General features: G+C 72.1%; 18 protein-coding genes and 2 pseudogenes. 16 read left to right on the plus strand and 4 right to left on the minus strand.

Going from position 1 to position 19,313, the window contains the following annotated elements; all coding sequences use genetic code 11:
• Window positions 1–18: 18 nt before the first annotated feature.
• From rpsM to truA, 5 genes are all read left to right on the plus strand, one after another.
• A complete protein-coding gene (gene rpsM, locus ACLB9X_RS20725) occupies window positions 19–399 on the plus strand; it encodes a 30S ribosomal protein S13 (RefSeq protein WP_177148628.1) in 381 nt (126 codons plus the stop codon).
• Between the two features lie 96 nt (window positions 400–495).
• Window positions 496–900, plus strand: a complete 405-nt coding sequence (gene rpsK / locus ACLB9X_RS20730) for a 30S ribosomal protein S11 (RefSeq protein ID WP_017949643.1) — start codon at window positions 496–498, stop codon at window positions 898–900.
• Window positions 901–1,029: 129 nt separating this feature from the next.
• Complete coding sequence (locus ACLB9X_RS20735; protein ID WP_003956430.1) at window positions 1,030–2,052, plus strand: DNA-directed RNA polymerase subunit alpha; 1,023 nt, start codon at window positions 1,030–1,032, stop codon at window positions 2,050–2,052.
• A gap of 281 nt (window positions 2,053–2,333) precedes the next feature.
• Window positions 2,334–2,831, plus strand: coding sequence for a 50S ribosomal protein L17 (gene rplQ, locus ACLB9X_RS20740; RefSeq protein ID WP_410361856.1), 498 nt, complete (start codon window positions 2,334–2,336; stop codon window positions 2,829–2,831).
• Window positions 2,832–2,914: 83 nt separating this feature from the next.
• Window positions 2,915–3,772 carry a tRNA pseudouridine(38-40) synthase TruA gene (gene truA / locus ACLB9X_RS20745; RefSeq protein ID WP_410361857.1) on the plus strand — a complete coding sequence of 286 codons (858 nt, stop codon included), beginning with the start codon at window positions 2,915–2,917 and terminating at the stop codon, window positions 3,770–3,772.
• Window positions 3,773–4,002: 230 nt separating this feature from the next.
• Here truA and ACLB9X_RS20750 read toward each other — a convergent pair.
• A pseudogene (locus ACLB9X_RS20750) lies at window positions 4,003–4,280 on the minus strand (hypothetical protein); the annotation flags it as partial.
• A 1-nt stretch (window position 4,281) separates the two neighbouring features.
• On the opposite strand from ACLB9X_RS20750, the pseudogene ACLB9X_RS20755 reads away from it, so the two are divergent.
• Window positions 4,282–4,473 (plus strand): annotated as a pseudogene (locus ACLB9X_RS20755) (hypothetical protein); the annotation flags it as partial.
• Between the two features lie 16 nt (window positions 4,474–4,489).
• Here the strand turns inward: ACLB9X_RS20755 and ACLB9X_RS20760 are convergent.
• Complete coding sequence (locus tag ACLB9X_RS20760) at window positions 4,490–5,440, minus strand: hypothetical protein (RefSeq protein ID WP_410361858.1); 951 nt, start codon at window positions 5,438–5,440, stop codon at window positions 4,490–4,492.
• A 55-nt stretch (window positions 5,441–5,495) separates the two neighbouring features.
• Here ACLB9X_RS20760 and ACLB9X_RS20765 point away from each other — a divergent pair, with 55 nt between their 5' ends.
• The 4 genes from ACLB9X_RS20765 (at window position 5,496) to glmM (ending at window position 9,898) form a co-directional block, all read left to right on the plus strand.
• Window positions 5,496–7,115 (plus strand): ABC-F family ATP-binding cassette domain-containing protein, encoded by a 1,620-nt coding sequence (locus ACLB9X_RS20765; RefSeq protein ID WP_410361859.1) that lies wholly within the window; start codon window positions 5,496–5,498, stop codon window positions 7,113–7,115.
• 261 nt (window positions 7,116–7,376) lie between these two features.
• Window positions 7,377–7,820, plus strand: a complete 444-nt coding sequence (gene rplM, locus ACLB9X_RS20770) for a 50S ribosomal protein L13 (RefSeq protein WP_365991337.1) — start codon at window positions 7,377–7,379, stop codon at window positions 7,818–7,820.
• Window positions 7,821–7,861: 41 nt separating this feature from the next.
• Window positions 7,862–8,374: a 30S ribosomal protein S9 gene (rpsI, locus tag ACLB9X_RS20775; protein ID WP_410361860.1), complete on the plus strand. Its 513-nt coding sequence runs from the start codon at window positions 7,862–7,864 to the stop codon at window positions 8,372–8,374.
• 165 nt (window positions 8,375–8,539) lie between these two features.
• Entirely contained in the window at window positions 8,540–9,898 is a 1,359-nt protein-coding gene (glmM, locus tag ACLB9X_RS20780; protein WP_410361861.1) for a phosphoglucosamine mutase, read from the plus strand.
• A gap of 33 nt (window positions 9,899–9,931) precedes the next feature.
• Here the strand turns inward: glmM and ACLB9X_RS20785 are convergent, their stop codons facing one another.
• Both ACLB9X_RS20785 and coaA read right to left on the minus strand, forming a co-directional pair.
• Window positions 9,932–10,888 (minus strand): DUF389 domain-containing protein, encoded by a 957-nt coding sequence (locus ACLB9X_RS20785; RefSeq protein WP_410361862.1) that lies wholly within the window; start codon window positions 10,886–10,888, stop codon window positions 9,932–9,934.
• Window positions 10,889–10,898: 10 nt separating this feature from the next.
• Window positions 10,899–11,894, minus strand: coding sequence for a type I pantothenate kinase (coaA, locus tag ACLB9X_RS20790; RefSeq protein WP_410361863.1), 996 nt, complete (start codon window positions 11,892–11,894; stop codon window positions 10,899–10,901).
• Between the two features lie 166 nt (window positions 11,895–12,060).
• On the opposite strand from coaA, the gene glmS reads away from it, so the two are divergent.
• The 6 genes from glmS (at window position 12,061) to tsaE (ending at window position 19,251) form a co-directional block, all read left to right on the plus strand.
• Window positions 12,061–13,908, plus strand: a complete 1,848-nt coding sequence (glmS, locus tag ACLB9X_RS20795; protein ID WP_410361864.1) for a glutamine--fructose-6-phosphate transaminase (isomerizing) — start codon at window positions 12,061–12,063, stop codon at window positions 13,906–13,908.
• A 16-nt stretch (window positions 13,909–13,924) separates the two neighbouring features.
• A complete protein-coding gene (locus ACLB9X_RS20800) occupies window positions 13,925–14,293 on the plus strand; it encodes a holo-ACP synthase (protein ID WP_410361865.1) in 369 nt (122 codons plus the stop codon).
• Window positions 14,294–14,809: 516 nt separating this feature from the next.
• Window positions 14,810–16,249 carry an NAD(P)H-hydrate dehydratase gene (locus tag ACLB9X_RS20805; RefSeq protein ID WP_410361866.1) on the plus strand — a complete coding sequence of 480 codons (1,440 nt, stop codon included), beginning with the start codon at window positions 14,810–14,812 and terminating at the stop codon, window positions 16,247–16,249.
• An 84-nt stretch (window positions 16,250–16,333) separates the two neighbouring features.
• Entirely contained in the window at window positions 16,334–17,521 is a 1,188-nt protein-coding gene (gene alr / locus ACLB9X_RS20810) for an alanine racemase (RefSeq protein WP_410361867.1), read from the plus strand.
• Between the two features lie 10 nt (window positions 17,522–17,531).
• Window positions 17,532–18,767 carry an alpha/beta fold hydrolase gene (locus ACLB9X_RS20815; RefSeq protein ID WP_410361868.1) on the plus strand — a complete coding sequence of 412 codons (1,236 nt, stop codon included), beginning with the start codon at window positions 17,532–17,534 and terminating at the stop codon, window positions 18,765–18,767.
• Entirely contained in the window at window positions 18,727–19,251 is a 525-nt protein-coding gene (gene tsaE / locus ACLB9X_RS20820) for a tRNA (adenosine(37)-N6)-threonylcarbamoyltransferase complex ATPase subunit type 1 TsaE (protein ID WP_410361869.1), read from the plus strand. Before ACLB9X_RS20815 ends, tsaE begins: the two co-directional genes overlap by 41 nt.
• Window positions 19,252–19,313 lie beyond the last annotated feature (62 nt).

Here is a 19,313-nt window from a genome sequence, read left to right on the forward strand (position 1 = left end):
CTACCACAGGAGCCATGAATGGCACGCCTTGAAGGCGTTGACCTCCCGCGCGACAAGCGTATCGAGGTCGCCCTCACCTACGTCTTCGGCATCGGGCGCACCCGGTCCAAGGAGACCCTCGCCGCCACCGGTGTCGACCCCAACATCCGCGTTCGTGACCTGGCCGAAGAGGACCTCGTCAAGATTCGCGAGTACGTGGACGTCAACTTCCAGACCGAAGGTGACCTCCGCCGCGACATCCAGGCGAACATCCGCCGCAAGGTCGAGATCGGCTGCTACCAGGGTCTGCGCCACCGTCGCGGCCTGCCGGTCCACGGCCAGCGCACCAGCACGAACGCGCGCACCCGCAAGGGCCCGCGTCGCGCCATCGCCGGTAAGAAGAAGCCGGGCAAGAAGTAGTCCACAGCGGACACTGCGGTGTCGGGGGATACCTCCGACCTCGCATTTCCCACGGTCTTCGCTGTAGGACCGACCACCTCCCGTAGGAGTTAAGAGATGCCCCCCAAGGGACGTCAGGGCGCTGTCAAGAAGGTGCGCCGCAAGGAAAAGAAGAACGTCGCTCACGGCCACGCGCACATCAAGAGCACGTTCAACAACACGATCGTCTCGATCACGGACCCGTCCGGCAACGTGATCTCCTGGGCCTCCGCCGGCCACGTCGGCTTCAAGGGCTCGCGCAAGTCCACCCCCTTCGCCGCGCAGATGGCCGCCGAGTCGGCCGCCCGCCGCGCGCAGGAGCACGGCATGCGCAAGGTCGACGTCTTCGTCAAGGGTCCGGGCTCCGGCCGTGAGACCGCGATCCGCTCCCTCCAGGCCACCGGCCTCGAGGTCGGCTCGATCCAGGACGTCACCCCCACGCCCCACAACGGCTGCCGTCCGCCGAAGCGCCGCCGCGTCTGACCTCAGGTGCGTGACGCACCTGGGTCGACGTAGGGATTTCGGGCGGTACGTCCCCTGGGGGACGTACCGCCCGTACCCTGTATCAGAGGACGTCAAATAGCGGGCGTCCACGACTGAAGGAAACACACCATGCTGATCGCTCAGCGCCCCTCGCTGACCGAAGAGGTTGTCGACGAATACCGCTCGCGGTTCGTCATCGAGCCGCTGGAGCCGGGCTTCGGCTACACGCTCGGCAACTCCCTGCGCCGTACGCTCCTCTCCTCGATCCCGGGTGCGGCGGTCACGTCCATCCGCATCGACGGTGTCCTGCACGAGTTCACCACCGTGCCGGGCGTCAAGGAGGACGTCACCGACCTCATCCTCAACATCAAGCAGCTGGTCGTCTCCTCGGAGCACGACGAGCCGGTCGTGATGTACCTGCGCAAGCAGGGTCCCGGCCTGGTCACCGCTGCTGACATCGCCCCGCCGGCCGGTGTCGAGGTGCACAACCCCGACCTGGTGCTCGCCACGCTGAACGGCAAGGGCAAGCTGGAGATGGAGCTGACCGTCGAGCGCGGTCGCGGCTACGTCTCCGCCGTGCAGAACAAGCAGGTGGGCCAGGAGATCGGCCGTATTCCGGTCGACTCCATCTACTCGCCGGTGCTCAAGGTCACCTACAAGGTCGAGGCGACCCGAGTCGAGCAGCGCACCGACTTCGACAAGCTGATCGTCGACGTCGAGACCAAGCAGGCCATGCGCCCGCGCGACGCCATGGCGTCCGCCGGCAAGACCCTGGTCGAGCTGTTCGGTCTGGCCCGTGAGCTCAACATCGACGCCGAGGGCATCGACATGGGCCCGTCCCCGACGGACGCCGCCCTGGCCGCCGACCTCGCGCTGCCGATCGAGGAGCTCGAGCTCACCGTTCGTTCGTACAACTGCCTCAAGCGTGAGGGCATCCACTCCGTGGGTGAGCTCGTGGCGCGCTCCGAGGCCGACCTGCTCGACATCCGCAACTTCGGTGCGAAGTCGATCGACGAGGTCAAGGCGAAGCTGGCCGGCATGGGCCTGGCCCTCAAGGACAGCCCGCCCGGATTCGACCCGACCGCCGCCGCCGACGCCTTCGGCGCCGACGACGACGCGGACGCGGGCTTCGTCGAGACCGAGCAGTACTGAGCACCTCCCGGTGCGGTGCCCGGGCCTGACGGCCCCGGCGCCCCACCGGGTCGGCTCGTCCGGGGCCGCTCGCGCCCCGGACCCGGCCCTGAGGCCGGTGGCGCTACGGGCCTTGCGGCCCGGGCGCCGACAGCAGGACTCCGGGCTCCGGCCCGGTCCGGGCGGAGCCCGGAAGACAGGACTTCCCCCGGGACCCCGGGGGTGCGCGAGGGGCCGCAGCCCCTCGCACAGGCTGACACCGGTACCTGACACGGCCGGTGCAGATCACAAGGAGAAACCCCATGCCGCGTCCCACCAAGGGAGCCCGTTTCGGCGGCAGCGCCGCGCACGAGAAGCTGCTTCTCGCGAACCTGGCGAAGTCGCTGTTCGAGCACGGCCGCATCACCACGACCGAGGCCAAGGCCCGCCGCCTGCGTCCGGTCGCCGAGCGCCTGATCACCAAGGCCAAGAAGGGCGACATCCACAACCGTCGCCTGGTGCTGCAGACCATCACGGACAAGGGCGTCGTGCACACCCTGTTCACCGAGATCGCTCCGCGTTACGCCGAGCGTCCCGGCGGCTACACCCGCATCACGAAGATCGGCAACCGTCGTGGCGACAACGCCCCGATGGCTGTGATCGAGCTGGTCGAGGGTGAGATCGCGAAGAAGGCCACCGTCGCCGAGGCCGAGGCCGCCACCAAGCGTGCGGTCAAGGAGTCCGAGGCGAAGGCCGAGGAGACCAAGGTCGAGGAGACCGAGGCCGCCGAGGCTCCGGCCGAGGAGACCAAGGAGGCCTGAGCCGCGTATCCGTGGCACAGGTCTTCGGGCGGGCCCGTATCCCTTCGGGGATGCGGGCCCGCCCTCATGAAGGAAGGGATCGCGTGAGCGACGAGGTGGAGCCCGGCTTCGTACGGGTGCGGCTGGATCTTTCGTACGACGGCAAGGACTTCTCCGGCTGGGCCAAGCAGGCCCGCGGACAGCGGACCGTGCAGGGCGAGATCGAGGACGCGCTGCGCACGGTGACGCGGTCGTCCGAGACGTACGAGCTGACGGTCGCCGGCCGCACGGACGCAGGCGTGCACGCGCGCGGGCAGGTGGCGCACGTTGATCTGCCGGTGGAGCTGTGGGCCGAGCACCGGGACAAGCTCCTGAAGCGGCTGGCGGGCCGGCTGTCGCGGGACGTCCGCATCTGGCGCGCGGCCGAGGCGCCGGCCGGTTTCAACGCCCGGTTCTCGGCGATCTGGCGCCGCTACGCCTACCGCGTGACCGACAACCCCGGCGGTGTCGATCCGCTGCTGCGCGGCCATGTGCTGTGGCACGACTGGCCGTTGGACGTCGACGCGATGAACGCGGCGGCCGAGCGGCTGGTCGGGGAGCACGACTTCGCGGCGTACTGCAAGAAGCGCGACGGCGCGACGACGATACGCACCCTGCAGGAACTGCGCTGGGAGCGGCTGCCGTCCGGGGTCCTGGAGGCCACGGTCAAGGCCGACGCCTTCTGCCACAACATGGTGCGTTCGCTGGTCGGCGCGCTGCTGTTCGTGGGCGACGGGCACCGCCCGGCCACCTGGCCGGGCGAGGTGCTCGCCGCGGGCGTCCGGGACTCCGCGGTGCACGTGGTACGCCCGCACGGGCTGACGCTGGAGGAAGTCGGCTATCCGGCCGACGAGTTGCTGGCCGCCCGCAACAAGGAGGCCCGCAACAGGCGGTCGTTGCCGGGCGCGGCGGGCTGCTGCTGATCGGTGCCGCAGGACATGTCACCGACCGGTGACGGCGCCTCCGTGGCGCGCGAGGGCAACCGCCCGTTCGCCGAACCGGCTTGTCCGGCACAACCGGTCGGGGTGCTCGGAGGTCTCATCGGCGACGGACTGCTTCTTCGACGGTGAGTATCACCGCCTGACCGGGCCCGGGGGGTGGGCGGCGGCCCACCCCCCGGTCACTGCGCCGGTGCCGACGCGGCGGCCGATGCTCAGTCGTTCGCCCACGTCGTGAGGAGGCCGGAGAGGGCATCCGCCGCCCCCTCGGCCTCGGGGCCGTCGTCCCGGGCGTCGGGGGCCAGTTCCACGTGGACGAAGGTGGCGTGCTGGCGCTGTGCCGCCCGGCCCTGAACGTTCGTGGTGCCCTCAAGGGGGCATCGCGCCGACCAGGCTCGAGGCAGACCCGCATCCCGTCGGCCTCCATGCGATCGGCCAGGGCGGCGACCTCGCCGGGCGCGCTCTCCACAGCGCCGGTGGAGACCACTGCGTCGCTCGACGCGCGCACCGGCAAGCGGTTGGACCACGTGGGCGTGGTCCTCGGCTACGACACCCAGGGCCACCTGATCTTCATCTCCAGCCGTGAGGAGATCAACGGTCGCACCATCGGAGACGTGGGCGGCGTCTCGCGCCTGGACGGCAACGGCTACTACGCCAAGACGCTGCGCAGCGCGAAGCGGTTGTGACGCACGGCGCCGGGGGCTATTGCGCCGGTGCCGACGCGGCGGCCGATGCCTGGGCCTCGCCGCGGCGCACGATCTGGCGGAACGCGAACTCGCCGATGTCGTCGCCGGAGCGGTACGCCTTGGTGTCGCCGGTCGTCACGGACTTGGCGGTCGTGTAGCCCGTGATGGTGAAGTAGGCGTAGCGGCCGTAGGAGTTGTACGTGTTCCGGCAGACGGGGCCGCCCTTGCAGAACGGGGGGACGCCGGCGCCGGGCAGGGGAGCTATGCCGCCCTTGGCCTGCTGGACGACCGTCTTGGCCTTCGCCTCGTTCTGGAACGTCGCGACACCGACGGTGACCGCGATGCCGTCCTTGAGGTAGGTGGCGCGGAAGACCTGTTCGCAGCCGTGCTTCTCCAGGACCGAGCCGAGGGCGCCGCTGGTGACGGAGGCGCAGTTGCCGGTGCGGGACGTGGCGCCCTTGGTGTAGACGCGGTCGCCGTCACCCATCGTCAGCTTCTTGCCCGGAAAGAGGGTTTCGGCGCTGAGCGGCGCCGTGTCCTTCTTGCGGTCGGATATGAAGTCCTTCGGGTTCGGCGGGGGCAGGGGGGCCACCGAGGAGAAGGACGGCTGCGGCTGGGTGGTGTCCTGCGGCAGCGTGGGCGCGGTGGGCAGGGTGCTGCTCTTGTCGGACGCGGTGTCGCTGCCGTCGCTGTTCGACGAGACGATCGCGGTCGCGACGATCCCGGCGATGAGCGCGGTGGCGAGCGCGCCGCCGCCGATCATCAGCCAGCGCTTGCGGCGGGCGCGGGCGGCGGAGGCGTCGGCGAGCGCGGCCCAGTCGGGGGTGCCCGGGTCCGCTCCGTACGGGCCGCTGTTGCTGCCGTACGGGTCCTGCCCGTACCGGCCCTGGCTGTACGGGTCCTGGTTGTACGGGTCCTGGTTCTGTCCGCCGGAACCCCACTGAGGTCCCCCGTGCCCAAAGCTCATGCCGCGCATCCTAAACCGGTTGGGCAAGGGCGGTACGGGCGGTGACAATCGGCCCATGGGACATGTGGAAGCCGCGCATCTGGAGTACTACCTACCGGACGGGCGGGTGCTCCTCGGTGACGCGTCCTTCCGGGTCGCGGAAGGTGCGGTGGCCGCGCTGGTGGGAGCCAACGGAGCGGGCAAGACGACGCTGCTGCGGATCATCGCCGGGGAACTGCAGCCGCACGGCGGCTCGGTGACGGTCAGCGGCGGGCTCGGGGTGATGCCGCAGTTCGTCGGGTCCGTCCGGGACGAGCGGACGGTCCGGGACCTGCTGGTGTCCGTGGCGCAGCCGAGGATCCGTCAGGCGGCGGCCGCGGTGGACGCCGCCGAGCACCTGATCATGACGGTCGACGACGAGGCCGCGCAGATGAGGTACGCGCAGGCGCTGAGCGACTGGGCGGAGGTGCGCGGGTACGAGGCCGAGACGGTCTGGGACATGTGCACCATGGCGGCGCTGGGCATCCCGTACGAGAAGGCGCAGTGGCGCCAGGTGCGGACGCTGTCCGGCGGCGAGCAGAAGCGGCTCGTGCTGGAGGCACTGCTGCGCGGCCCCGACGAGGTGCTGCTGCTGGACGAGCCGGACAACTATCTGGACGTGCCCGGCAAGCGGTGGCTGGAGGACCGGCTGCAGGAGACCCGCAAGACGGTCCTGTTCGTCTCCCACGACCGGGAGCTGCTGGCCCGGGCCGCTCAGAGGATCGTGGCGGTGGAGCCGGGGCCGGCGGGGTCGGACGTGTGGGTGCACGGCGCGGGCTTCGGGACCTTCCACGCGGCGCGCAAGGAGCGGTTCGCGCGGTTCGAGGAGCTGAAGCGCCGCTGGGAGGAGAAGCATGCGCAGCTGAAGAAGCTGGTGCTCAGCCTGCGGCAGGCGGCGTCGGTCAGCCACGAGCTGGCGTCGCGGTACGCGGCGGCGCAGACGCGGCTGCGGAAGTTCGAGGAGGCGGGCCCGCCGCCGGAGCCGCCGCGCGAGCAGGACATCCGGATGCGGCTGCGGGGCGGCCGTACCGGCGTGCGGGCGCTGACCTGCACCGGCCTGGAGCTGACCGGCCTGATGAAGCCGTTCTCGCTGGAGGTCTTCTACGGGGAGCGGGTGGCGGTGCTCGGCTCCAACGGCTCCGGGAAGTCGCACTTCCTGCGGCTGCTGGCTGGGGACTGTGTCGCGCACACGGGGGAGTGGAAGCTGGGGGCGCGCGTCGTGGCCGGACACTTCGCCCAGACCCACGCCCACCCGGAGCTGCTGGGCCGCACACTCGTCGACATCCTGTGGACGGAGCACGCGAGGGACCGGGGTGGCGCGATGTCGGTGCTGCGGCGCTACGAGCTGGAGCGGCAGGGGGGCCAGCCCTTCGACAGGCTGTCCGGCGGCCAGCAGGCCCGCTTCCAGATCCTGCTGCTGGAGCTCGCGGGCACGACGGCGCTGCTCCTGGACGAGCCCACGGACAACCTGGACCTGGAGTCGGCGGAGGCGCTGCAGCGGGGCCTGGAGGCGTACGAGGGCACGGTGCTGGCCGTGACGCACGACAGGTGGTTCGCCCGTTCGTTCGACCGGTATCTGGTGTTCGGCTCGGACGGGGTGGTGCGGGAGACGCCGGAGCCGGTCTGGGACGAGCGCCGCGTGGAGCGGGCCCGGTAGCGCGCGGGCGGGAGCGGTGAGACGGCCTTTCCGGGCTCGGGGGACCGCGTTTTGACCCCGTCGGGGGCGCAACGGTATTCTTCTGGTTCGTTATGCGTATTGGCTTGCTCTATCTCACGTGAGAGGCCCTTACGCCGGTCCACCGGGCCGATGACCAGCGGCAGGCATGCGGGTTGCGTCCCCGCGTGCCGCCACGGCTGTCGTGATCGTCCGGGTGGCCTTGTCAGGACCTCCATCACTGAAGAAGCGAAGGCTACGACCGTGCGTACGTACAGCCCCAAGCCCGGCGATGTGACGCGCCAGTGGCACATCATCGACGCGCAGGACATCGTCCTGGGCCGTCTGGCGACCACCGCCGCAACCCTTCTCCGGGGCAAGCACAAGCCGATCTACGCCCCCCACGTCGACGCTGGTGACTTCGTCATCATCATCAACGCGGAGAAGGTGCACCTGTCCGGCAACAAGCGGACCCAGAAGATGGCGTACCGCCACTCCGGCTACCCGGGTGGTCTGCGTTCCGTCCGCTACGACGAGCTGCTCGAGAAGAGCCCCGAGAAGGCCATCGAGAAGGCCGTCAAGGGCATGCTCCCGAAGAACAGCCTGGGCCGTCAGATGCTCTCGAAGCTGAAGGTCTACGCGGGCGAGAACCACCCGCACGCTGCCCAGCAGCCGGTCCCGTTCGAGATCACCCAGGTCGCGCAGTAAGTCCGGCCACCCCCTAAGACGAAAAGAATCTGAGGAGAATCGTGGCTGAGACCACCGCCGAGACCCCGCTCGAAGAGGTTGACGTCGAGCAGTACACCACCGAGACCGAGGTTCCGGTCGAGGGTGAGTACACCTCCGAGTCCATGGCTTCCCGCTTCGGCGACCCGCAGCCGGCCGCCGGCCTGGGCCGCCGCAAGAACGCCATCGCCCGCGTCCGGATCGTCCCGGGCAGCGGCAAGTGGAAGATCAACGGCCGCACCCTTGAGGACTACTTCCCCAACAAGGTGCACCAGCAGGAAGTCAACGAGCCCTTCAAGGTGCTCGAGCTCGACAACCGCTACGACGTCATCGCCCGCATCTCGGGTGGCGGCGTCTCCGGTCAGGCCGGTGCCCTGCGCCTCGGCGTGGCCCGTGCGCTGAACGAGGCGGACGTGGACAACAACCGCGGCCCGCTGAAGAAGGCCGGCTTCCTCTCCCGCGACGACCGTGCGGTCGAGCGCAAGAAGGCCGGTCTCAAGAAGGCCCGCAAGGCTCCGCAGTACAGCAAGCGCTAAAGCGCACGCTGGCCTGTACAAGCCGGCACGGCTTCTGTACGGCTTCACGTTCGCCCCGGCGGCACTCCGTGCTGCCGGGGCGTTCGTTTATCGACTCCCGGACATCGGCCCGACGACCTCGGGCGACAACGAATTCGAGCATTCATTTTTCTTCGGAGGACAACTGTGGGACGACTCTTCGGAACGGACGGTGTACGCGGTGTGGCGAACGCCGACCTGACGGCGGAGCTCGCGCTCGGCCTGTCGGTCGCCGCGGCGCACGTGCTCGGCGAGGCGGGCACCTTCGCGGGCCATCGCCCGACCGCGGTGGTCGGACGCGACCCCCGCGCCTCCGGAGAGTTCCTGGAGGCGGCCGTCGTGGCCGGCCTCGCCAGCGCCGGTGTCGACGTGCTGCGCGTCGGCGTGCTGCCCACCCCCGCGGTGGCCTACCTCACCGGTGCGCTCGGCGCCGACCTCGGCGTGATGCTCTCCGCCAGCCACAACGCCATGCCGGACAACGGCATCAAGTTCTTCGCGCGCGGCGGCCACAAGCTCGCCGACGAGCTGGAGGACCGGATCGAGCAGGTCTACGAGCAGCACCGCACCGGTGAGCCGTGGGACCGGCCGACCGGCGCGGGCGTGGGCCGGGTGACGGACTACGACGAGGGCTTCGACAAGTACGTCGCCCATCTCATCGCCGTCCTGCCCAACCGCCTCGACGGGCTGAAGATCGTCCTCGACGAGGCGCACGGCGCGGCCGCCCGCGTGTCCCCCGAGGCGTTCGCCCGGGCCGGCGCCGAGGTCGTCACCATCGGCGCGGAGCCGAACGGTCTGAACATCAACGACGGCTGCGGCTCGACGCACCTGGACCTGCTCAAGGCGGCCGTCGTCGAGCACGGCGCCGACCTCGGCATCGCCCACGACGGCGACGCGGACCGGTGCCTTGCCGTGGACGCCGACGGCAACGAGGTCGACGGCGACCAGATCCTCGCCGTGCTCTCGCTCGCGATGCGCGAGGCGGGCACGCTGCGCGGCAACACCGTCGTCGCCACCGTCATGTCGAACCTGGGCTTCAAACTGGCGATGGAGCGCGAAGGCGTCGAGCTGGTGCAGACCGCGGTGGGTGACCGCTACGTCCTGGAGGCCATGAAGGCCCAGGGTTACGCGCTCGGCGGCGAGCAGTCCGGGCACGTGATCGTCCTGGACCACGCCACCACCGGCGACGGCACGCTGACCGGCCTGATGCTCGCGGCCCGCGTCGCCGCCACCGGCCGTTCGCTGGCCGAGCTCGCCGGCGTGATGGAGCGCCTGCCGCAGGTCCTCATCAACGTGCGCGACGTCGACAAGTCCCGCGTGCAGACGTCCGCGGAGCTGGCGCAGGCGGTCGGCGAGGCGGAGCGCGAGCTCGGCGCCACCGGCCGGGTGCTGCTGCGGCCCTCGGGCACCGAGCCGCTGGTGCGGGTCATGGTCGAGGCCGCCGACCTGGAGCAGGCGCGGGCCGTCGCGGGCCGGCTGGCCGACGTGGTGAAGTCGGCGCTCGGCTAGAGCCAGTGCTTCGCGAGGGGGCCCGTACGCGGTTTACGTACGGGCCCCCTCGCTCTGCGCACGGGCGCCCTTGTGGCTCGCGCGCCACAGCGCCTTCTGCACCAGCAGCGTCAGCGTGCCGGCCACGACGATGCCCACGAGGTTCAGCAGCAGCTGCTCTGCCGAGCCCCACGCCTGCTGGTACTCGGAGTAGCTGAACGCGACGGCTGCGTTCGCCGCGGCCGGGACGGTCGTCACCGAGATGGCGACGCCGACCAGTGCCCCCGACTTGGCAGAGGTCAGCGACAGCATCCCCGCCACGCCGGCGAGGACGGCGACGACGAACGAGAACTCGTCAGGGGCGTAGATGAAGGCCGTGTTGGGCCGATCGGCATCCAGCTTCGCGGCGGAGAACAGGTCCAGCGCGTCCATGAGGACGCTGAATCCCACGGTCAGCAGCATCGCGGCGCCGAAGCCGACGATCAGCGCGAGGAACGACCGCCACGCGAGCCGCGGCGCGCGCCGCACCAGGGCCGTGCAGAATCCGGCCAGCGGGCCGAACTCGGGGCCGACGGCCATGGCGCCGACGATCAGGATCGCGTTGTCGAGCACCACGCCGCACGCCGCGATCATGGTCGCGAGGGTCAGGAACGCGAGGTAGGTGGCGCTGAGCGTCGACTCCTCGTGCGTGGCGTCGGACAGGTGTTCCCACAGGACGGCGTCCGCGCCCTCGCCCGGCGCGTCCTTCTCCGCCTTCTCCGCGCGGGCCGACAGCGACAGCCCGATGTCGTCGACGGCGATGGAACCGCACTCGTCGATGCCACGCTCCCGCAGCTCGGACAGGAGCCCGTCCGCGGCCTCCCGTGCCACGTCACACAGGGTCAGGTCGCCGCGGGGGTCGCGGGCCGCGCCCGGGACCACCACCAGGTGGGCCGTGCCGACGGTCTTCTCCAGCAGGGAGACCACCTCAGCGGTCCGGTCCGCAGGGGTGATGATCCGTACCTGCAACACGCCGTTCCTCCTAGAGCTTGCGCAGGGACAGGCGCTGCACCTTGTGGTCGGGACCTTTGCGCAGCACCAGTGTGGCGCGCCCCCGGGTGGGCGCGACGTTCTCCAGCAGATTGGGCCTGTTGATGGTGCGCCACATCGCGCGCGCGTAGTCGAGGGCCTCCTCCTCGGAGACCTGGGTGTACTTGCGGAAGTACGAGAACGGGTTCTGGAAGGCGGTCTCGCGCAGCTTGCGGAACCGGTTGAGGTACCACGTCTCGATGTCCTCGGGCCGGGCGTCGACGTACACGCTGAAGTCGAAGTAGTCGGCGAGGCCGACCCGGGTGCGGCCGTCCTTGCCCGGCAGGGCGGGCTGGAGGACGTTGAGACCTTCGACGATGAGGATGTCCGGGCGGCGTACGGTCAGCCGCTCGTCCGGGACGATGTCGTAGATCAGGTGGGAGTAGACGGGCGCGGTGACCTCGTCCTTGCCCGCCTTGATGTCGGCGACGAAGCGGGTCAGGGCCCGGCGGTCGTACGACTCGGGGAAACCCTTGCGGGACACCAGGCCCCGGGCCTGGAGCTCCTTCATCGGCAGCAGGAACCCGTCGGTGGTGACGAGTTCGACGCGGGGGTGCTCGGGCCAGCGGGCCAGGAGCGCCTGGAGCAGACGAGCCACCGTGGACTTGCCGACGGCGACGGACCCGGCGACGCCTATGACGAAGGGGGTCCCGCGCTGGGCGCCGTGCCCGTTGCCGGCGTCGCCGAGGAAGGTGTTGAGGGCGCCGCGCAGGCCGGCGGTGGCCTGCACGTAGAGGTTCAGCAGCCGGGACAGCGGCAGGTAGACGTCCCGCACCTCGTCCAGGTCGATGACGTCCCCGAGGCCGCGCAGCCGCTCGACCTCCTCGGCGGTGAGCGGCAGCGGCGTTTTCTCGCGCAGGGCGCTCCACTCCGCTCGGGTAAGGTCGACGTACGGGGTCGACGCAGGCTCTGCCCGGCGGTGGGCGCTTCGTGGCGGCGAAGAGATCACACGGTCATTGTCGGGGCTGCGGGGCCGCTGTGGGGGGTGGGGTGGGTCACGCGGCGGGAACGGTACGGAGCGACGTCAACCCGGTCACCCGTCTGTCGGACGCCTTCCGCGGGCTGCGGCAGGTCGGCCCGCTGCCGAGCCGCGTCCCGGCCCGTAGGCTGCGCACATGTGCGGAATCGTGGGGTACGTCGGCGGGCAGTCGGCGCTTGATGTGGTCATCGCCGGACTGAAACGGCTGGAGTACCGCGGCTACGACTCGGCCGGGGTCGCCGTGCTCGCGGACGGCGGGCTCGCCGCGGCGAAGAAGGCGGGCAAGCTCGTCAACCTGGAGAAGGAGCTGGTGGGGCGGCCGCTGCCGAGCGGTTCCACCGGGATCGGACACACGCGGTGGGCCACGCACGGCGGCCCGACGGACGCCAACGCGCATCCCCATCTGGACAATGCCGGGCGCGTCGCCGTCGTGCACAACGGCATCATCGAGAACTTCGCCGTGCTGCGGGCCGAGTTGGCCGAGCGCGGGCACGACCTGGCGTCGGAGACCGACACGGAGGTCGTCGCGCACCTGCTCGCGGAGTCGTTCTCGTCGTGCGGCGACCTCGGGGAGGCCATGCGGCTGGTGTGCCGTCAACTGGAGGGCGCCTTCACGCTGGTCGCCGTGCACGCCGACGAACCGGACGTGGTGGTCGGCGCCCGGCGGAACTCCCCGCTGGTGGTGGGCATCGGGGAGGGCGAGTCGTTCCTCGCCTCGGACGTGGCCGCGTTCATCGCGCACACCCGGTCCGCCATCGAGCTGGGCCAGGACCAGGTGGTGGAGCTGCGCCGCGACGGCGTGACGGTCACCGGCTTCGACGGGGCGCCCGCGGACGTGCGGTCCTACCACGTGGACTGGGACGCCTCCGCGGCCGAGAAGGGGGGTTACGACTACTTCATGCTCAAGGAGATCGCCGAGCAGCCCAAGGCGGTCGCCGACACCCTGTTGGGCCGCATCGACGCCTCGGGGTCGCTGAGCCTCGACGAGGTGCGCATCCCGGTGTCCCTGCTGCGCGAGGCGACCAAGGTCGTCATCGTGGCCTGCGGGACCGCCTTCCACGCGGGCCTGATCGCGAAGTACGCCATCGAGCACTGGACCCGTATCCCCTGCGAAGTGGAGCTGGCCAGCGAGTTCCGCTACCGGGACCCGATTCTGGACCAGCGGACGCTGGTCGTCGCGATCTCGCAGTCCGGCGAGACCATGGACACCCTGATGGCGCTGCGGCATGCGCGGGAGCAGGGCGCGAAGGTGCTGGCCATCTGCAACACCAACGGCTCGACGATCCCGCGCGAGTCGGACGCCGTGCTGTACACGCACGCGGGCCCCGAGGTGGCGGTCGCCTCCACGAAGGCGTTCCTGACCCAGCTGGTGGCCTGCTACCTGGTCGCCCTCTACCTGGGTCAGGTGCGGGGCACCAAGTGGGGCGACGAGATCCGGGCCGTGATCCGCGACCTGGCACAGATCTCCGGTGAGGTCGAGCGGGTGCTGGAGACGATGGAGCCGGTGCGCGAACTGGCGCGCTCCCTCGCGGACAAGAACACCGTGCTGTTCCTGGGGCGGCACGTGGGCTACCCGGTCGCGCTGGAGGGTGCGCTCAAGCTCAAGGAGCTGGCGTACATGCACGCGGAGGGCTTCGCGGCGGGCGAGCTCAAGCACGGGCCGATCGCGCTGATCGAGGAGGACCTGCCGGTGGTGGTCGTGGTGCCGTCGCCGCGCGGGCGTTCGGTGCTGCACGACAAGATCGTCTCCAACATCCAGGAGATCCGGGCGCGGGGTGCGCGGACCATCGTGATCGCGGAGGAGGGCGACGAGTCGGTCGTGCCGTACGCGGACCACCTGGTGTGGATCCCGGCGACACCGACCCTGCTCCAGCCGATGGTGGCGGCGGTGCCGCTCCAGGTCTTCGCGTGCGAGCTGGCGACGGCCCGGGGCAACGAGGTCGACCAGCCGCGGAACCTGGCCAAGTCGGTGACGGTGGAGTGAAGGGCGGGCACCGGGCATGATCATCGGGGTGGGGATCGACGTCGCCGAGATCGACCGCTTCGCCGCGTCGCTGAGGCGCACGCCGCACATGGCGGAACGGCTCTTCGTGCAGCACGAGTTGCTGCTGCCGAGCGGGGAGCGGCGGGGATACGCGTCCCTCGCGGCCCGGTTCGCCGCGAAGGAGGCGCTGGCCAAGGCGCTGGGCGCGCCGGCCGGACTGCTGTGGACGGACGCCGAGGTGTACGTGGAGGACTCGGGCCGCCCCCGTCTGCGCGTCCGCGGCACGGTCGCGGCCCGCGCGGCCGACCTGGGCGTGCGCTCCTGGCACGTCTCGCTGAGCCACGACGCGGGGGTGGCGTCGGCGGTGGTGATCGCAGAGGGCTGAGGGGCCGGGGGCCCGGTTGGGGCCGCGTGGCGTCGGCCGCGGCCGCGGCGCGCCACGCGAGGGCCGGCCCGGTGGGCGCCCGGGGTGGAGTGGGTCGGTGCCGGAGGCGCAGCCCCCAACGGTGCGCCGGACGTTTCCGCATGGGGCGCGGTGCACCGCAGTGCCCGCGGAGGGGCCGCGTCCGACGCCGGGGCTCCCGCCCGGCCGCGGCGGGCGCAGCGCGCCGGGCGGGTCGGCACCGGGGGCAGCGTTTCTTTCGACGCGCGCTTCGCGACCCCGGCGCAGCACGCCGAGGTCGCGACGCGTTCGCGCCGGCGTCGACCGTGCCCGTCCGCGGGTCGCGCAACGGTGCGCTCCGGGCGTGTCCGCAGGGGGGCGCAGCGCGCCGCAGGCGCGGCCGGACTCGGCCGGTGCCCGCGCCGCGCGGGAGGCCGTCCGTAACTCCGGCCCGGGTCCAAAGACTTGTGGCGCGGCGTCCTCGCGCGGCCGGTGGGGGCGTGGGGCAGACTCGGGGGCATGCGTACTGCCTACAGCGTCGAGACCGTCCGGCACGCCGAGGCGCAGCTCATGGCCCGGTTGCCCGAAGGCGCCCTCATGCAGCGGGCCGCCGCCGGGCTGGCCGCCGCCTGTGCCGGGCTGCTCGGCAGGGTGTACGGCGCACGCGTCGTGGTGCTGGCCGGGAGCGGGGACAACGGCGGTGACGCCCTGTTCGCCGGCGCGCGCCTCGCCCGCCGCGGCGCAGGCGTCGTCGCCGTGCTGCTCGCCCCCGACCGGACGCATCCCGCCGGGCTGGCCGCGCTGCTCGCCGCGGGCGGCCGGGTGGCTGACGACCCGTTCGAGGCGCTCGCCTCCGCCGACCTCGTGCTGGACGGCATCACCGGCATCGGCGGACGCGGCGGCCTGCGCCCGGACGCCGTGCCGGTCGCCCGCGCCGCCCGCGGGTCCAATGCCGTCGTCGTCGCCGTCGACCTGCCGAGCGGCATCGAGGCCGACACGGGCGAGGTACGCGGGGAGGCGCTGCGCGCGGACACGACGGTGACGTTCGGGACGTACAAGCCGGGCCTGCTCGTCGACCCGGCCAAGGAGTACACGGGCACGGTCCGGCTGGTGGGCATCGGCATCGAGGAGCACCTGCCGTCCGTGCCGGAGCTGGAGGCACTGCAACACGCCGACGTGGCCCGGCTGTTGCCGCTCCCGGCGGCGGAGAGCGACAAGTACCGCCGCGGTGTCGTCGGCATCGTCGCCGGGTCCGCTCGTTACCCGGGCGCGGCCGTGCTCGCCGTGGCGGGCGCGCTGCGCGGCGGGGCAGGTGCCGTGCGGTACGTCGGGCCGGCGGCGGACGCCGTGATCGCCCGCTTCCCGGAGAGCCTGGTGCACGCGGGACCGCCGGGGAAGGCGGGCCGGGTCCAGTCGTGGGTCGTCGGGCCGGGCATCGGGGAGAACGGGGACGCAGTGCGGGATGTACTGGCCTCCGACGTCCCCGTGCTCGTCGACGCCGACGGGCTGCGGCTGCTGGACCCGGCCGCCGTGCGCGAGCGGGCCGCGCCCACCCTCATGACCCCGCACGCGGGCGAGGCCGCCGCACTGCTCGGCGTGTCGCGCGAGGAGGTGGAGGCGGCGCGGCTCGCGTCCGTGCGGGAGCTGGCCGCGCGGTTCGGCGCGACCGTGCTGCTCAAGGGCTCGACCACGCTGGTCGCCGCCGCGGACGGCGGCCGCTCCGCGGTGCGCGTGAACCCCATGGGCACCCCCTGGCTGGCCACCGCGGGCAGCGGTGACGTGCTCTCCGGCCTCGCCGGTTCGCTGCTCGCCGCCGGGCTCGACGCGCGTGACGCGGGCTCCGCCGCTGCCTATCTGCACGGCCTCGCGGCCCGGCTCCGCGCCGCGCGGGGCGTGCCGATCACCGCGTACGAGGTGGCGGCGACTCTCCCGGCCGCCTGGCGCGATGTGAGCGAATGACGGGCCCCGGCGCCGCCCGGGGAGTGACACAGTCGACCGCCGCGCATACGGATCGAGCCGCGCGGCTCTGAGAGACTGGGCGCGATGAGCCAGACACCGCCGCCCCCCGCACCGCCGCGCGCCCGCGCCGAGATCGACCTCGCGGCCCTGCGCGCCAACGTCCGCGCGCTGCGCGCCCGTGCGCCGCGCGCCGCGCTGATGGCCGTGGTCAAGTCGGACGCGTACGGGCACGGCATGGTGCCCTGCGCCCGTGCCGCCCTCGCCGCGGGCGCGACCTGGCTGGGCACGGCCACCCCGCACGAGGCGCTCGCCCTGCGCGCGGCCGGGATCGGCGGCCGGATCATGTGCTGGCTGTGGACGCCGGGCGACCCGTGGCGCGCGGGCATCGAGGCGGACCTCGACATGTCCGTGAGCGGCGCGTGGGCGCTGGACGAGGTCACCGCGGCGGCCAGGGAGGCCGGTGCCCCCGCCCGTATCCAGCTCAAGGCCGACACGGGCCTCGGGCGCAACGGCTGCCAGCCCGCCGACTGGCCCGCGCTCGTCGCGGCCGCCCGGGCCGCCGAGGACGAGGGCCTGGTCCGCATCACCGGTCTGTGGTCGCACTTCGCCTGTGCCGACGAGCCGGGGCACCCCTCGATCGCCGCCCAGCTGGACGTGTTCCGCGACATGGTGGACCACGCCGAGAAGGCCGGTGTCGAGCCCGAGGTCCGGCACATCGCCAACTCCCCGGCCACGCTGAGCGTTCCGGAGTCGCACTTCGATCTCGTACGGACCGGCATCGCGATGTACGGCATCTCGCCCAGCCCCGAGCTGGGCACGCCCGCGGACTTCGGCCTGCGCCCGGTGATGACGCTCGCCGCGTCCGTGGCGCTCGTCAAGCAGGTGCCGGCGGGCCACGGCGTCAGCTACGGCCACCACTACGTCACCAGTGCCGAGACGACGCTCGGCCTCGTCCCCCTCGGCTACGCGGACGGCATTCCGCGTCATGCGTCGGGCCGCGGCCCGGTGCTGGTCGGCGGAGCGTGGCGGCGGGTCGCCGGCCGGGTCGCGATGGACCAGTTCGTCGTGGATCTCGGCGGGCAGACGATCGAGGAGGGAGCCGAGGCAGTGCTGTTCGGCCCGGGCGACCGGGGCGAGCCGACCGCCGAGGACTGGGCGCAGGCGGCGGACACGATCGCGTACGAGATCGTCACCCGCATCGGCGCCCGGGTGCCGCGCGTCTATGTGAACGAGGTTCCCGAAGAGCGCGACGAGCGGATCGCCGACGAGTAGGAGAGGCACGGTGAGCGAGACCAGCACGGGGGAGGTGGCCGAGGCCGCCGCGGCCGTGGCCACGGGCAACTGGCGCAGGGCGGGCATCGCCGGCGCCGCGATAGGTGTGGTCGCGGCGGGCGCCGCCGCGGGCGTCGCACTCGAACGCCTGACCGTGGGGCGCGGCATGCGCAGGAAGGCGCGTCTCGCCCTTGACGCGGCCGGGCCCTACGGCTCGCTGCGCGGCGTGCCCGGCACCGCGGTCGCGGACGACGGCACCGTGCTCTCCTACGAGGTGGAGGAGGTCGACCCGGAGGTGGCCGCGCCGCGCCGCCGCCGGATGTTCGGCCGCAAGGCGCCCGCCCCTGTCACCGTCGTCTTCAGCCACGGCTACTGCCTGAACCAGGACTCGTGGCACTTCCAGCGGGCGGCGCTGCGCGGACTGGTGCGCGCGGTGTACTGGGACCAGCGCAGCCACGGCCGTTCCGCGCGGGGCGCCGCGCAGGCGGGCCCGAACGGCGTGCCGGTCTCCATCGACCAGCTCGGCCGTGACCTGAAGGCGGTCGTCGACGCGGCGGCTCCCGAGGGCCCGCTGGTGCTCGTCGGCCACTCGATGGGCGGCATGACGATGATGGCGCTGGGCGCGCAGTACCCCGAGTTCGTCCGGGAGCGGGTGGCCGCGATCGCCCTGATCGGCACGTCGTCGGGCAAGCTCGGCGAGGTCAGTTACGGCCTGCCGGTGGCGGGCGTCAACGTGGTGCGCCGGGTGCTGCCCGGGGTGCTGCGGGCGCTCGGTTCGCAGGCCGAGCTGGTCGAACGGGGCAGGCGGGCGACGGCCGACCTGTTCGCGGGTCTGATCAAGCGGTACTCGTTCTCGTCGAGGGACGTGGACCCGGCGGTCGCGCGGTTCGCGGAACGGATGATCGAGTCGACACCCATCGACGTGGTCGCCGAGTTCTACCCGGCCTTCTCCGAGCACGACAAGGCCGAGGCGCTCGTCGTGTTCGAGGGGCTGCCGGTCCTCGTCCTCGCGGGTGACAAGGACCTGGTCACGCCGAGTTCGCACAGCGAGGCGATCGCCGACGCGATGCCCGAGGCCGAGCTGGTGATCGTGCCGGACGGGGGCCACCTGGTGATGCTGGAGCATCCCGAGGCCGTCACCGACCGGCTGGCGGACCTGCTGGCGCGGGCGGGCGCGGTCCCGGCAGCGGCTAACGTTGGCACGTATGGAAGCACCGCTGGAAGCACCGCACAGCCCGGCGGCTGAGACGGCCGTCGCCGGCTCCGCCCGCCTCTCGATCGAGTCCCCCGAGCAGATGCAGGACCTGGGCCGCAGGATCGCGAAACTGCTCCGTCCCGGCGACCTGGTGATGCTCACGGGCGAGCTCGGCGCGGGCAAGACGACGCTGACGCGCGGCCTCGGCGAGGGGCTCGGCGTGCGCGGGGCCGTCACCTCCCCGACGTTCGTGATCGCGCGCGTCCACCCGTCCCTGACGGGCGGGCCGGCGCTCGTCCACGTCGACGCGTACCGCCTGGGCGGCGGCCTCGACGAGATGGAGGACCTCGACCTCGACGTCTCGCTGCCGGAGTCGGTGGTGGTCGTGGAGTGGGGCGAGGGCAAGGTCGAGGACCTGTCCGAGGACCGCCTGCACGTGGTGATCCACCGGGTCGTGGGCGACACGGAGGACGAACGCCGCGAGGTGGTGCTGCGGGGGTACGGGGAGCGCTGGACAGGGCTGGACCTGGCCTGAATCCACGGGTCGGGGGCCCGGCCCCGACCCGAAACGCCGTACGTTCCGACAAGACGTCGGGA

The organism is Streptomyces sp. 5K101 (assembly GCF_046506645.1).
Taxonomy (GTDB): domain Bacteria; phylum Actinomycetota; class Actinomycetes; order Streptomycetales; family Streptomycetaceae; genus Streptomyces.